Source organism: Microbacterium sp. Bi121 (genome assembly GCF_918698005.1).
Taxonomy (GTDB): Bacteria; Actinomycetota; Actinomycetes; order Actinomycetales; family Microbacteriaceae; genus Microbacterium.
In genome coordinates, this window is record NZ_CAKKLJ010000004.1 from 159108 (window position 1) to 173512 (window position 14405).

Sequence of the window (14405 nt, forward strand, 5' to 3'; positions counted from 1 at the left end):
GGCGGGGTCGCAGGTTCTTCCTGCGGCCCCGCTTCTTCGTATGCTGTGACCATGAACGTCCAGGTCGTCCTCGTGCACGGCATCCGCACGTCGCGCACCATGTGGCGTTCGCAACTCGCCCACCTCGCCGAACGGGACATCTCTGCGGAAGCGGTGGATCTGCCAGGACACGGCTCGCGCATGGCCGAGACCTTCACGTTGGACGGCGCGTTCACGACCATCGACGATGCGGTGCGGGATGCCGCGACGCGAGGCCCCGTGCTGCTCGCAGGGCACTCCATGGGCGGCCTGGTGTCTGTGGCGTACGCCGGATCGGAGGCCGCTCCCCCGGTGTCCGCGTTCATCGGCGCATCGTGCACGGCGTTCCCCCGCGGTGCGGGCCTTGCCACCTATCGCACGCTCGCGCGTGCATTCGACTCCCTGCCGGACCGTGGCATGTGGCTCACCAACCGCGTGCTCCGGGCGACGATCCCCGAGGCGACGCGGCCGGACTTCGCGGCAGGCGGTTACGCGCTGGATGCCCAGGACATCGCTCTCGGGAGTCTGGGCGCACTGGACCTGGCCGCGGACCTTGAGCGCCTGACGATGCCGGTGTGGTGGATCAACGGTCAGTTCGATCAGCTGCGGATGCAGGAGCGCCTGTTCCGTCGGCTCGCCCCGCACTCCGAGCTCATCGTGGTGCCACGGACCTCACACCTCGTCACGGCCATGCGGCCCCGCGTGTTCAACGCTCTGTTGGATGTGGCGATCGCGACGCTGGATCAGAAGGCGCCCGTGCAGGACGCACCGCGACCGTCATGATCGCACCGAGCACCGACAGCACACCGGCTGCCAGGAACAGCAGCCAGAATCCGCCGACGAGTGCGACAAGGCCCGCACCGAGCAGCGGCCCGAGCAGCTGACCGAGGCTCGCCGAGACGTTCACGACTCCCAGGTCGCGGGCGTGGTGCTCAGGACGCGGCAGCAGATCCGTCGCGAACGCCAGGCTCACCGCCATGTAGGCGCCGTACCCGACGCCCATGACGGCGGCGGCGATCGCGGTGCCGATGAACGTGGGAGACACCAGGATCATGACCGCCGACAGCGCCTGGATGAGCGCGGCGATGATGACGATGGACTTGCGTCTGCCCGTGCGGTCCGAGATCGCTCCGGCGATGAGGGATGCCACCACCACGAAGATCGTGTAGATCACGATGAGCACCAGCAGGTCGTCCTCGGCGCTCTCGGCCGGAGAGCCGACGCCGTAGAGCAGGAAGAACAACAGCAGCGCCGTTCCCAGGGCGTTTCCGAGGTTCACCGTCAGGCGGCTGGCGAGCACCCATCCGAAGTCCCTGTCCTGCAGGGCGCCGAGCCGGTGTCGCCATGTCGGTCGCTCCGCGCCAGCGTGGGCGGACGCAACCCGCACTGCGGGTTGCGGATCGGGCAGGATCAGCGCGGTGCCGACGCCGATGACGAGGATGAAGCCCGCCAGCGCCACATAGCTCGCGCCGATGCCGAGGCCGAGCAGAACGACGGCGCCGACGCCTACGACGATGCCGACGGCCTGCGCCGAACTGACCAGCGCAGATGCCGTGCCGCGCTGCGCGAACACCTGATCGGCGATCATCGCCGTCAACGCCGCTGAGAGCACGGCGATGCCGACGGACACGCCGATCCAGGCTGCACCGACGCCAACCGGGTCACTCGCCGCGCCGGTCAGCAGAAGAGAGGCGGCGGTCAGCATCGTTCCCCCGATCGCCCACGGGCGCCGCCTCCCCCAGCGCGACGTCGTCCGGTCGGACAGCATCCCGGCCAGCGGGCCGGCGATCACACCGGCCAGGCCTCCGATCGAGAGGATGAGTCCGGACCAGATGACTCCGGTGATCCAGTCACTCGGCCCGCCAGGCGTGTCCAGCTGCAGAGGCAGCAGAAGCTGCACCGGCGTGAGCTGCACCGTCCAGACGGCGAGCCAGGCCACGCCGAACAGCGTCAGCCAGAGTCCGTCCACGCGTCCGCCGCGCGGCGCGAGGGCGTTCACCGGGCACCCGCGATCAGGTCGCGGTACCAGCCGAACGACGCTTTCGGCGTGCGTCGGGAGCTCGCGTGATCGACGTGCACGAGCCCGAACCGCTGCGTGAAGCCGTCTGCCCATTCGAAGTTGTCGAGCAGGCTCCACACCGTGTACTCCTCGACGTCGACACCCTGAGCGACGGCATCCCCCACGGCATCGATGTGCCTGGCGAGATAGGCGATCCGCCGGTCATCGTCGAGCGGGCCGTCGACCTGATCGGGTTCGGGGAACGAGGCGCCGTTCTCACCGATGATGATCGGCGGCAACGCATCGCCGTACCGCTGTCCGGCGTCGACGAGGAACGCGGTGAGACCCTCGGGTGCGATCGGCCACAGCTCGCCGAAGCCGGTGTGCTCGAGTCCGGGCGTCGCGACCTGTGCGAACGGCACCGGCGACCCTTCGGGTGCGGCGGCGATCGTGGTCGGGTTGTAGTAGTTCACCCCGTAGAAGTCCGATGCCGTGGCGATGGCGTCCATATCGCCGTCTCCGATCGGCATCCGGACGCCGAGCGCTGAGAGATCGGGGTACTCCCCCGTGAGAACCGGATCTGCGAACAGACGGTTGTGGATGAGGTCGTACACGTGCGCTGCCGTGAGATCCGCGTCCGACTCCGATGCCGGGCGCACCTCGGTGTGGTTGTTCACGATGCCCACTGACTCGGCTCCTCGTGCGCGGAGAGCGGCGACGGCGCGGCCGTGTGCGAGCAGCTGGTGGTGCACGGTGGGGAGGGAGTCGAACAGCAGCTGCCGACCCGGCGCGAGCGCTCCGATCGCGTAGCCCTGCAGCGTCGTCGAGACGGGTTCGTTGATCGTGTACCAGTTCTTCACCCGATCGCCGAGGCTCGCTGCGACGACATCGACGTAGGCTGCGAAACGTTCGGCTGTGTCGCGTACGAGCCAACCGCCCTGCACCTCGAGGTCGACGGGCAGATCCCAGTGGTAGAGCGTCGGGAACGGCGTGATCCCGGCCTCCAGCAGACCGTCGACCAGGCGGTCGTAGTACGCGAGGCCGGGCGCGGAGGCCGGTCCGACGCCGTCCGGCTGCACCCGCACCCACGAGATCGAGAACCGGTACCGATCGACTCCGAGATCGCGCAGCAGGGCGATGTCCTCGTCGCTGCGGTGATAGCTGTCCGGCCCTGGTTCGGCCGTCGAACCGTCTCGGATCCGCCCTGCGGTCTCGACGAAGTCGTCCCAGATCGAGCGGCCGCGGCCATCCGCTGCGCGGGCGCCTTCGATCTGAAACGCCGCCGTGGCGGCTGACCATCGCACCCCAGGGGGCACACGGGGACTCAGGGTCGACGCATCCGCCATTCGGAGCTCCTTCGCTCGGGTACGCCCAGCTTGCCGCATCCGAATCGCCCAGCGCGAGCGACGCGCAATGGATCGCGCGCAGACCTGGTAGACTCGATTCTTGGCTTGCGTGTGGGTTCGTCCCTCACGACCGTCGGACGGCAGCCCTCTTCCTGCCCACGACACTTCCCATCCATCACTGAACGAAAGCTTCCACGCGTGGCAAACATCAAGTCGCAGATCAAGCGCAACAAGACCAACGAGAAGGCTCGCATCCGCAACAAGGCTGTGAAGTCCGAGCTCAAGACCCTCGTCCGCAGCACTCGCGAGGCCATCGCCAACGGCGACAAGGCCGCCGCAGAGGCTTCGCTGAAGGTCACCTCGAAGAAGCTCGACAAGGCCGTCAGCAAGGGCGTCATCCACGAGAACCAGGCTGCGAACCGCAAGTCCTCGATCGCCAAGCAGGTCGCCGCTCTCTGAGCTGAAGTCATCCCTGGAGGCCCGTCCCGTTCGCGGGGCGGGCCTCCAGTGTTTCCTAGGACTGCGACTCGATCACCGCTTCGGCCTCTTCCGGCTCGCCGGTGACGTCGTGGGCGAGCTGGTCTTCGAGGTCGATGCCTCCGAGAGGGTCTTCGCGCCACTCGCGCAGCTCCCAGCCGCTGTCCGGGTCGCCCTCGAGAACGCACATGCCGGTGTTGTGCAGTCGCCGGTGCGCGGCGGTCTCATCATCGACGTTCGCGGCTGTCCGTGCCGCCCAGACACGGATCGCCGCACCGTGGCTGACGACAGCAGCCGTCTCGTGCTGCTCTGCGATCTCCGCGATCGCCGCGTCGTAGCGGGCGAAGAAATCGTGCCCCGTCTCGCCGCCGGAGACCGCGTGCGCGAGATCACCCCGGATCCAACTCCACCCCGCCGTGACGTACGCCTGGACGGCCTCCGCGTCGTTGCGCATCTCGAAGTCGCCCGCCGAGATCTCCTCGAGCCCCTCGCGGACTCGGATGTCGAGGCCACGGGCCCTGGCGAGAGGCCGACCTGTGAGCTGAGTCCGTGTCAGCACGGAGGCGTACAGCCCGTCGATCCGCTCGCTCTCGAGGACTCGCGGAATCGCCGCGGCCTGTGCCTGACCGAGGGCGCTGAGGCCCGCACCAGGGCGTGCGGTGTCGAGGGCTCCGATCACGTTGCTGGGGGTCTGGCCGTGCCGGATCAGAAGGAGTCGCATACCGCCAGCCTAAGCGGCGGTCCGTCGGCCCAGGATGCTGTGCGGGAGGTCACTCCCCGAAGGGAGCGCGGGTCGCGATCACGGTGACCATGCGCTCGAGCGCGAAGATCGGATCACGCGCGGCACCCTTGACCTCGGCGTCCGCCCTGGCGGTCGCCTGGATGGCGAGCCCGAGGGACCGCTCGTTCCAACCGCTGAGATCGCGGCGCGCGCGGTCGACCTGCCAATCCTTCATGCCCAGGCGCTGCGCGAGACTGCGGCTCGGTTCGCGCTGCCCTGCGACTCGCGCCATCGTGCGCAGCTTCATCGCGAATGCCGCGACCATGGGCACGGGGTCGGCACCGGAGTCGAGCGCGTGCCGCAGAGCGACGAGCGCCTCGCCGTAACGACCGGCGATCGCCGTGTCCGCGACGACGAAAGCTGAGATCTCGACCCGGCCGCCGTAGTACTTCGTGACGGTGTCTTCGGAGATGTCGCCCTCGACATCGCGGATGAGCTGCTGGCAGGCGGCGGCGAGCTCGGTGAGATCATCGGCGAATGCTGAGACCAGGGCACGGAGAGCGTTCGGCGCGATGCGGCGACGGGCGGCTGCGAACTCCCCCGCGGCGAAGTCCACGCGGTCGCCGTCCCGCTTGATCGTCGGGCACGCGATCTCGATGCCACCGCCTGTTCCGGATCGGAGGGCGTCGAGCAGCTTCTTGCCGCGGACGCTCGCACCGGTGTGGCGGAGGATGACCGTCGCGCCCTCCTGCGGATGATCGAGGTAGGACACTGCCTCCTGGATGAAAGCATCCGTGCAGCGCTCGACGCCCGCCACCCGCACCAGGCGCGGCTCGCCGAACAACGAGGGCGAGGTCAGCGCCAGCAGCGTGCCCGGCGCGTAGTCGTCGGCGCGCACGTCGCTGACCTCGAGTGCCGGGTCCTCCGCCCGCAGATAGTCGCGGATGCCGGCGATGGCGCGCTCAGCGCAGACCTCCTCCGGGCCGGAGACGAGCACGATCGGAGCGGGTCGCGGCTCTCGCCATGGCACCTGCGGGATCTTGGTGGCCTTGGCGCCTCCCCGTGCGGCGCCGCCACGGGATGAGGTACGAGGAGCGGCCATGGATACGAGCCTACTCGGGGTCGTCGACATCGGCCGTCTCGGCGGGGGCGTCTGCACGCTCGGTCCAGACGACGAGCTCATCGTCATCGAGCCCGATCAGGATGCGTCCCTGCAGGTCCGTGCGCAGGCTCAACGCTCCTGCGGCTTCTGTCAGGGCGATCGTCTCCTGCCGCGGGTGACCGTAGTCGTTGTCGATGCCGGCGCTGAAGATCGCGATGCGCGCTCGGATCTGCGCATACAGGGCAGGGTCCTGGTCGGCACTCCCGTGGTGCGCCACCTTCACCACCGCGTAAGCGCCGCGCAGCTGCTGTGCCAGCATCCGCTGCGGAACTGCGGACAGATCGCCGAGGAAGAGCGATCGGGGCACGCCCCCGCCGTCGAACTCCACGACGACACTGGCGTCGTTGCCGGCGGGGAGCGCGGCCGAGTTCGGTCTCGGCCACAGCACGCGCCATCGCGCTCTGCCGAGGGACCCCTGCATGCCGGTGGATGCGCCGATGACCTCCGCCCCGCCGCGATGCAGCTCGTCGAGCAGCCGTGTTTCATCCGGTGCCGAGACGGGGCCGTGCAGCACGGCGTCGACCCGCCCGACGAGCGCCCCGGCGGCGCCGACGTGATCGGCGTCGAAGTGCGTGAGGATCAGCAGGTCGATGCGCTCGATTCCCAGCGCACTGAGGCACGATCGAATCGGCTCCGGTTCCATGCCGGTGTCGATCAGCGCGATCCGACCCTCCGAGCGCACGACGAGGCCATCCCCCTGTCCGACGTCGCACGCTGCGATCGACCAGTCATCCGGCACCGTGGTTCCCACCAGAGGCCCGGTGAGCAGCAACCGCGCACCGAGCAGTCCGCCGGCGATGACGAGAACGACGAACGACGCCGGCCGCGACCAGCGCCCGACTGCCCCCTGGAACGGGGTGGGGCCGGCGAGCACGACGCCGATCGCCGTGCTCAGCACGGCCACCAGGAGCGCAGCGCCGATACCGGGGACGACGAGGGCGGTACCGCCGGGGACGGCGGCCGACACGGTCGCGGTCGTCGCGATCCAGGCCGCTGGGAGCCAGGCGGATGCCGCGAACAGATCCGCGAGCGGAGGAATGGGCGCCGCGAGACAGGCGAGCAGACCGACCACGGTCGCGATGGGAGCGGCGGGGTCGGCGAGCATGTTCGCCGGGATGCCGATGATCGATTGCTGCTCGGCGAACAGGGCGATGATCGGTCCGCATGCGAGCTGCGCCGCCACGGGGATCCCGACGGCGAGAGCGAGGGGCTGCGGCATCCACCGCGACATCCCGCGCGCGAGCGGCGGGGCGAGAACGATGAGCGCAGCGGTGGCTGCCGCGGAGAGCGCGAAGCCCGGCGTCGTCGCGAGCCACGGATCCGAGACGAGGATGCCTGTCACGGCAAGGCACAGCACGCTGATGCCGGCACTCGGTCTGCCGCACAGCAGCGTCAGCATCGCCAGAGCCGCCATCACCGAAGCGCGGATCACGCTCGGCTCCGGTGTCACGAGCACCACGAACGCGGTCAGAGCAGTCAGCGCGAGCACGACGCGCGATCCTCGTCCGCCGCCGCACAGTCCCACCAGCCAGAACACGGCACCGACGACGATCGCGCAGTTCGCCCCGGAGACGGCGGTGAGGTGACTCAGCCCGCTCGTGAGCATCGCCGCGCCGAGCTCTTCCGACACCGCACGCGTGTCGCCGACGGCGAGCCCCGGCAACAGGCCGGCGCCCGGTTCGGGCAGCCGCGTCGCGCGCTCCACGAAGTCCTCACGCACCCGCGCGGCGATGCCGAAGACACCCTGAGCCTGCTGCAGGATCTCCACCCGCATCCCGAACACGACCGCGGCAGCCCGCTCGCCCGCATCCGTCGCCATCGCATCCCCGGTGACGCGGATGACCGCTCCCAGGTCGAACCCCGGCTCCGGTTCGACCCCGACCCGCATCGGCACAGCGAGCGACTCCGGTGACCCCAGCGCGCCCGCCCTGACGGATTGCACGTCGAACCACAGTCGGCCGTCGCTGCCTACCGAGGCCGACGAGGTGATCTCGCCGATCATCTCGATCACGCGTCCGTCGAGTTCTGCTGCAGCGTCTCGCTGCGGCACGGCGAAGCCCGCTGTCATCGCGGCTGCGGCCATGCCCAGCACGATGACCGCCCCGAGGCCGCCGCGTGCCCGCGTTCGCCCCCGCCGGAACATCAGAAACAGCGTCCACAGCCCGCCGACCAGCGCGAGACCGGCGCACCACCAGGACGCCTGCGGCACGAACACGCAGACCAGGGCGACACCCCACACGAAGAGGGCGAGCGGCACCAGCCGCAGGTCGCGCACCCGCGTCGCGCCGTTCACACCCGCACCAGATCGCGCAAGCCTGCCAGAAGCTTCTCGCCGATCCCCGGCACGGCGAGCAGGTCATCGACGGAACCGAACCGTCCGTTCGTCTCCCGCCAGTCGATGATGCGCTGGGCTATGGCTGGCCCGATGCGCGGCAGCGTCTCCAACGCGGCCTGGTCGGCATTGTTGAGGTCGATGAGTCCATCGCCGACGGGTTCCGATCCGCCTCCGTCCTCGACTGCTCCGGCCACCGGGACGACGAGCTGTTCGCCGTCGCTGAGCAGACGCGCGAGGTTCACCGCCTGAAGATCGGCGTCGTCGAGCGTGCCTCCGGCAGCTGCAAGCGCATCGACGACCCTGGCATCGGGCTCGAGTACGTACAATCCTGGATGCGAAACCTGCCCGAGCACGTGCACGTACAGCTCGCCGCCCGCGGTGACCTCGCCGTCGGATGCGTCGATCTGCACGGTCTGCGTCGGCTGCGCCTGCCCGCGCATGATCCCGAGCCCCACGGCACCCGACAGCACGACGAGGCCGAGCACGACGGCCGCGCCGATGCTCAGCCGCAGACGCGCACGTGGAGCGGACGCGGTTTCAGTCGCTGGCACCCCGCAACGCTAGGACGGGTCAGGAATCGTCGGATGCCGTGAACAGCCGGTTCGGTGAAGAACCCGTGGTTCGTGCCGGATGTGCAGAGCGGCTCCGCTGCAGGGCCCTCAGCCCTTGACGGCGAAGTTCACCAGCTTCGGCGCGCGGACGATCACCTTGACGATCTCCTTGTCGCCGATCGACCGGATGACGCGCTCATCGGCGCGAGCCAGCGCCTCGAGCTCGTCGGCGGTGATCTTGGCCGGCACCTCGAGCTGTGCCCGCACCTTGCCGTTCACCTGTGCGACAGCGGTGATGGTGTCCTCGACGAGCAGCGCTGGATCCGCCTGACGCCACGTGACCAGACCGACGGACGGCTCGTGACCGAGCGTCTCCCACATCTCCTCCGCCGTGTGCGGGGCGATGAGGTCGAGCATGACGGCGACGGTCTCCACGGCCTCCCGGACGGCGGGGTCTCCAGCGCCGGCGCCCGTGTCCACGGTCTTGCGCGTGAGGTTCACCAGTTCCATGAGGCGTGCGACGAGCACGTTGAACTTCGTCTGCTCTACGAGCGCTGGCGCTTCGGCAAGCAGCTTGTGCGTGCCGCGGCGCAGCGCGGCATCGCCGTCCTTGAACAGCACGTCGACCGGGCTGGACACCTCGTGGCTCAGGCGCAGCGCGCGGGCGAGGAACTTCTGCGCGCCAGTGGTCGACACGTCCGCCCAGTCCTTGTCGTCCTCCACAGGGCCGGCGAAGGCGAGTCCGACACGCAGCGCGTCGGCGCCGTACTTGTCGAGTTCCTCCTGGAACAGCACGAGATTGCCCTTGCTCTTGGACATCTTCGCGCCGTCGAGGATCACCATGCCCTGGTTGATCAGGCTGCTGAACGGCTCGGTGAAGTCGATCAGCCCCATGTCGAAGAGCACCTTCGTGATGAATCGCGCGTAAAGCAGGTGCAGGATCGCGTGCTCGACGCCGCCGATGTAGCTGTCGACGGGAGCCCAGCGCGACGCCTCGGCCGGGTCGAACGCGAACTCCTCGCTGTTCGGAGACAGGAAGCGCAGGAAGTACCACGAGCTGTCGACGAACGTGTCCATCGTGTCCGCGTCGCGCAGCACCGGCTCACCGGACGCCGGATCGACGGTGCGCACCCACGACTCGGCTGCTCCGAGCGGCGATGAGCCCTTCGGCGACAGGTCCAGTCCCTCGACGCTCGGCAGCTTCACGGGCAGCTGGTCGGCGGGGACGGGGGTCACGGCGCCGTCCTCATGGTGCAGCATCGGGATCGGCGTGCCCCAGAAGCGCTGACGCGAGATCAGCCAGTCGCGCAGACGGTAGTTCTTCGCCGCGCGGCCGGTGCCTGCAGCGGTGAGCTGCTCGATGGCGCGCGCGATGGCGTTGCGCTTGGACAGGCCGTTCAGATCGCCGGAGTTGATCATCCGGCCCTCGCCGGACAGGGCGACACCGGTGGATGCCGGGTGCTGCTCGTCGAGAGCCTCAGCGGGCTCGATCGGCACGCCGTCCTCGTCGACGTCGATCACGGGCATCGCGCCGGTGATGGGAGCAGTCGTGTCGACGACGACCTTGACCGGCAGGTCGAAGGCGCGCGCGAAGTCGAGGTCGCGCTGGTCGTGCGCCGGCACCGCCATGACGGCGCCGTGGCCGTAGTCGGCGAGCACGTAGTCGGCAGCCCAGATCGGCAGCTTCTCGCCGTTGACCGGGTTGACTGCGAAGCGCTCCAGGAATACGCCGGTCTTCGGGCGATCAGTCGACTGCCGGTCGATGTCGGTGGTCTTCTGGACGTCGGCGAGGTAGCTCCGGAAACGCTCCTGCACCTCATCGGACGCGTCGGCCACGAGTTCTGAAGCCAGGTCTGCATCGGGGGCGACGACGAAGAACGTCGCGCCGTGCAGCGTGTCGGGCCTCGTCGTGAAAACGGTCACCGGCTCGTCGCGGCCTTCGATGCGGAAGTCCACGTCGGCGCCGATCGAACGGCCGATCCAGTTGCGCTGCATCTGCAGCACCTTGTGCGGCCAGCGACCCTCGAGCTGATTGAGGTCATCGAGCAGACGGTCGGCGTACTCCGTGATCTTGAAGTACCACTGGGTCAGCTTCTTCTTGATGACCTCGGCGCCGCAGCGCTCGCAGCGCCCGTCGACGACCTGCTCGTTCGCGAGCACCGTCTGGTCGTTGGGGCACCAGTTGACCGGACTCTTCTTGCGGTAGGCGAGCCCTCGATCGTGCAGCTGCAGGAAGAGCCACTGGTTCCACCGGTAGTACTCGGGGTCGGACGTGTGCAGCTCACGCGTCCAGTCGAACGAGACGCCGTACGCTTTGAAGCCCGTCTTCTGCTGATCGATGTTCTGGTAGGTCCACTCGCGCGGGTCGGCGCCACGGCGGATGGCCGCGTTCTCGGCCGGCAGACCGAACGAGTCCCACCCGATCGGGTTCAGGACGTTGTGGCCGCGGTGACGCCAGAAGCGCGCCACGATGTCGGAGTACAGGTAGTTCTCGGCGTGGCCCATGTGCAGGTCGCCGGACGGGTACGGGAACATCGCCAGCACGAACTTGCGCGGTCGACGGTCGTCCGCTCCCCCCGCGAGGAAGGTGTCATTGTCGGCCCAGTACTTCTGCCACTTGGCTTGGATGGCGTGCGGCGTCGACGACTCGTCGACGGGCTCGGCGGAGGCAGCGGAGAATTCAGACAACGAATGGCCAATCTCAGGGAAAGTCAGGAACTTCCAGGATATCGGATCGCCTGCGGCGCCAGGCCTCCGGAAGCTCCGCACCCAGCGCCGCGAGGGGCGCCCTGGCCTTGGTCGCGACCTCGTCGATCTCATCGGCCGCGATCGATCCCCAGGTGATGCCGCCGCCGGCGCCGACGACAGCATGGGCGTCGTCGACAACGATGCTGCGGATCACCATCGCCAGATCCACGGCGCCGTCGGCGCCGACGTAGCCGAAGCAACCGCTGTAGATCCCCCTCGGCCCGCCGGCCTCGAAGGCGTGCAGCAGCGTCATGGCCGACAGCTTCGGCGCTCCTGTCATGCTGCCTGCGGGGAAGGCGGCATCCCACAGCGCCTCCGTCGTGAGACCCTCGACGGCCACCCCTCTCACCGTGCTCACGAGCTGGTGGACCGCGGGATAGGACTCGACCGCCCAGAGCGCGTCGACATGGATGGATCCCGGCCGGCACACCTGCGACAGGTCGTTGCGCATGAGGTCGACGATCATGACGTTCTCTGCGCGCTCCTTGGGGCTCGCGAGGAGTTCGGCCGCGAGCGCGGCGTCCGATGCCGCATCTGCGCCCCGAGGACGAGTGCCCTTGATGGGACGAGTGCGGATCACTCCGCCCGAGGCGTGGAGGAACGTCTCCGGGCTCGCGCTCAGCAGCGCCCGTCCTCCGATCCGCACGAAGCCGCCATGGTGTGCAGGTGTCGTTTCGCGCAGGCGGATGTACGCGTCGACGGGGTCGTGGGCGCCCGGTACATCGAATCGCGTCGTCAGACACAGTTGGTATGCGTCGCCGGCGCGGATGGCGTGCCGGCAGCGTTCGATCAGGTCCGCGTACTCGTCCGGCGTGTGACGGGCGGATGCCGTTGCGGTCGGCGTGAACGTTTCGACTCGCTCCGCTCGCTCAACGCGTTTCGTCTCGCTTCGCTCGCTCACCGACCCGGGGAGTCGAAGCCACTCGGACTCCGCATCCTGCAACTGCCACACGGCACCGCTGGAGTGATCCACGGCGACGGCCGAGGTGACGCGGAGCCATGCCGGCCCGCCCTCTGACGCAGCAGCGGGTGCCCCGGCCCGCTGCGCCCCCGACTCATAGTCGAGCCAGCCGATCCAGCCGTTGCGGAACGGTGGTCCGTCATCAGAGGCAACCGTGACATCGAGCCGCACATGCCCCGGTCCCCCGGCATCCGGAAGCCCCGTACCGAGAAAGCTCCACCCCTCCGCGGCTCCGGCACCGGCATCCAACCAGAAAACGTTCGCATGCTCGGCCGCGAGCGCGCGGAAGCGCTGCTGCAGGTCGAACCGTTCACGGAGCACGATCTCAGCGTAGGGTGCGTATTCTCGTCTGCGTGGACGACTTCCTGCTGTGGATCCTGGACGCCGTGCAGGCGGTGGATCCGATCGCCCGCACTCTCATCGCCGGGCTCGCCGTCATGCTCGAGACCAGCATCCTCATCGGCCTCATCGTCCCCGGCGACACGATCGTCATCATCGCGTCCATGGGCGTCGACGGTCCGGTCGAAGCCATCGCTATGGTCGTCGCCGTGGTCGTCGGCGCACTGATCGGCGAGAGCATCGGATTCTGGCTCGGCCGTTGGCTCGGCCCTCGTATCCGCCGGTCCTGGGCCGGCCGGAGGATCGGCGAGGCGAACTGGACGCGTGCCGAACTGTACCTGGAGCGCCGCGGCGGGCTCGCGATCTTCCTCTCCCGCTTCCTGCCGGTGCTCCACTCGCTCGTCCCCCTCACCGTGGGCATGAGCAGCTACTCCTACCGCCGCTTCCTCGCCTGGACGGCGCCGGCGTGCCTCCTGTGGGCCGCCGCCTACGTGAGCGTCACGTCTCTCGCTGCCGGCGGTTTCCGCGAACTCGTCGACCGCGTGCACTTCGCGGGCTACGTGTTCGTCGGCGTGATCGTGGTGTTCGCCCTGCTGGTGCTCCTCGGAAAGAAGCTGCTCGAGAAGTGGGAAGCGCGCCACATGCGCGCGGCCGAGACCGACGAGACTCCCACCTCCGACATGAAAGACTGAAGGCGATGTCTGAAGACACCGCCAAGAAGCCCCGGATCCACTGGTTCGCGCGCCTCGAGCACCGCCTGCACGTGTGGCGGGAGAGCCGCGCGCGCCGCCGAGGACGCACCGCCACGGTCCTGCCGTTCGCCGGCTACGGGGGCACGGGCTGGGTCCGCGTGCTCGGCCGGGTGCTGATCGTGCCGCCGCGGCGCCGCGGAGCGGATGGCGAGTACGAGTCGGTGCGCGGATGGCGAAGCTTCGTCGGCATCCCTGTGGGCTTCGCCAAGGTCACCATCGTGATCGCCGGGCGCACCCACGAGGTGATCGCGGATCGAGGCGGCGTGGTGGACACCGTCATCGACGCCGAGCTCGCAGCCGGGTGGCAGCGCTTCACGATGTCCGTCGAAGGGCAGGAGCCCGTCGAGGCGACGGCGTTCATCGTCGCAGACGACGTCGAGTTCGGCGTGCTGTCGGACGTCGACGACACCGTGATGGTCACCGCGCTCCCCCGCCCGTTCATCGCCGCCTGGAACTCCTTCGTGGTCGACGAGCACGCCCGCATCCCCGTGCCCGGCATGGCGGTGCTGCTCGAGCAGCTGATGAGACAGCATCCGGGCGCTCCGATGATCTACCTGTCCACCGGGGCCTGGAACGTCGCTCCGACGCTCAGCCGGTTCATGGGCAGGCACCTGTTCCCACTGGGATCGATGCTGCTCACCGATTGGGGTCCGACGCACGAGCGCTGGTTCCGGAGCGGACGCGAGCACAAGCTCACCAACCTGCGCCGCCTCGCCGAGGAGTTCCCCCGGGTGAAGTGGCTGCTCATCGGCGACGACGGCCAGCACGACGAGGCGATCTACACCGAGTTCATGATCGACCACCCTGCCTCCGTCGCCGGCGTCGCGATCAGGCAGCTCTCCACCACCGAGGCGATGCTCGCCGGTGGACGCGCGACCTCGGATGACCACTCGGAGGACACAGCACCGTGGGTCGCGGCCTCCGACGGCGCAGGTCTCCGCGAGCGGCTCACCGACGTCGGCATCCTGCATCGACAGACGTGAAGTGACGAGCTGG

Annotated in this window: 12 protein-coding genes; 4 read left to right on the forward strand and 8 right to left on the reverse strand. The window is 68.9% G+C overall.

Features of this window, described 5'->3' with window-relative positions:
* Positions 1 to 51: 51 nt before the first annotated feature.
* On the forward strand, positions 52 to 801 hold the full coding sequence (locus LQZ87_RS07830) for an alpha/beta hydrolase (protein WP_230102907.1): 750 nt from the start codon (positions 52 to 54) through the stop codon (positions 799 to 801).
* Here LQZ87_RS07830 and LQZ87_RS07835 read toward each other — a convergent pair.
* On the reverse strand, positions 725 to 2017 hold the full coding sequence (locus LQZ87_RS07835) for an MFS transporter (protein ID WP_230102908.1): 1293 nt from the start codon (positions 2015 to 2017) through the stop codon (positions 725 to 727). The two genes, LQZ87_RS07830 and LQZ87_RS07835, sit on opposite strands and share 77 nt — an antisense overlap.
* Positions 2014 to 3363: a GH1 family beta-glucosidase gene (locus LQZ87_RS07840; RefSeq protein WP_230102909.1), complete on the reverse strand. Its 1350-nt coding sequence runs from the start codon at positions 3361 to 3363 to the stop codon at positions 2014 to 2016. The genes LQZ87_RS07835 and LQZ87_RS07840 overlap by 4 nt, the downstream gene beginning before the upstream one ends.
* A 198-nt stretch (positions 3364 to 3561) precedes the next feature.
* Between LQZ87_RS07840 and rpsT the strand changes: the two genes are divergently transcribed.
* Complete coding sequence (gene rpsT, locus LQZ87_RS07845) at positions 3562 to 3822, forward strand: 30S ribosomal protein S20 (protein WP_230102910.1); 261 nt, start codon at positions 3562 to 3564, stop codon at positions 3820 to 3822.
* 55 nt (positions 3823 to 3877) lie between these two features.
* Here the strand turns inward: rpsT and LQZ87_RS07850 are convergent, their stop codons facing one another.
* The 6 genes from LQZ87_RS07850 to LQZ87_RS07875 form a co-directional block, all read right to left on the reverse strand.
* A complete protein-coding gene (locus LQZ87_RS07850; protein WP_230102911.1) occupies positions 3878 to 4561 on the reverse strand; it encodes a histidine phosphatase family protein in 684 nt (227 codons plus the stop codon).
* Positions 4562 to 4610: 49 nt separating this feature from the next.
* Positions 4611 to 5663, reverse strand: coding sequence for a DNA polymerase III subunit delta (holA, locus tag LQZ87_RS07855; protein ID WP_230102912.1), 1053 nt, complete (start codon positions 5661 to 5663; stop codon positions 4611 to 4613).
* 10 nt (positions 5664 to 5673) lie between these two features.
* The gene (locus tag LQZ87_RS07860; RefSeq protein ID WP_230102913.1) at positions 5674 to 8016 is read right to left on the reverse strand and encodes a ComEC/Rec2 family competence protein; all 2343 of its coding nucleotides are present in this window, start codon (positions 8014 to 8016) and stop codon (positions 5674 to 5676) included.
* Complete coding sequence (locus tag LQZ87_RS07865; RefSeq protein WP_230102914.1) at positions 8013 to 8609, reverse strand: ComEA family DNA-binding protein; 597 nt, start codon at positions 8607 to 8609, stop codon at positions 8013 to 8015. The genes LQZ87_RS07860 and LQZ87_RS07865 overlap by 4 nt, the downstream gene beginning before the upstream one ends.
* Positions 8610 to 8717: 108 nt before the next feature.
* Entirely contained in the window at positions 8718 to 11297 is a 2580-nt protein-coding gene (gene leuS / locus LQZ87_RS07870) for a leucine--tRNA ligase (protein WP_230102915.1), read from the reverse strand.
* 13 nt (positions 11298 to 11310) lie between these two features.
* The gene (locus LQZ87_RS07875) at positions 11311 to 12639 is read right to left on the reverse strand and encodes an anthranilate synthase component I family protein (RefSeq protein ID WP_230102916.1); all 1329 of its coding nucleotides are present in this window, start codon (positions 12637 to 12639) and stop codon (positions 11311 to 11313) included.
* A 32-nt stretch (positions 12640 to 12671) separates the two neighbouring features.
* Between LQZ87_RS07875 and LQZ87_RS07880 the strand changes: the two genes are divergently transcribed.
* Both LQZ87_RS07880 and LQZ87_RS07885 read left to right on the forward strand, forming a co-directional pair.
* On the forward strand, positions 12672 to 13349 hold the full coding sequence (locus LQZ87_RS07880; RefSeq protein WP_230102917.1) for a DedA family protein: 678 nt from the start codon (positions 12672 to 12674) through the stop codon (positions 13347 to 13349).
* A gap of 5 nt (positions 13350 to 13354) precedes the next feature.
* Positions 13355 to 14392 (forward strand): phosphatase domain-containing protein, encoded by a 1038-nt coding sequence (locus LQZ87_RS07885; RefSeq protein ID WP_230102918.1) that lies wholly within the window; start codon positions 13355 to 13357, stop codon positions 14390 to 14392.
* Positions 14393 to 14405 lie beyond the last annotated feature (13 nt).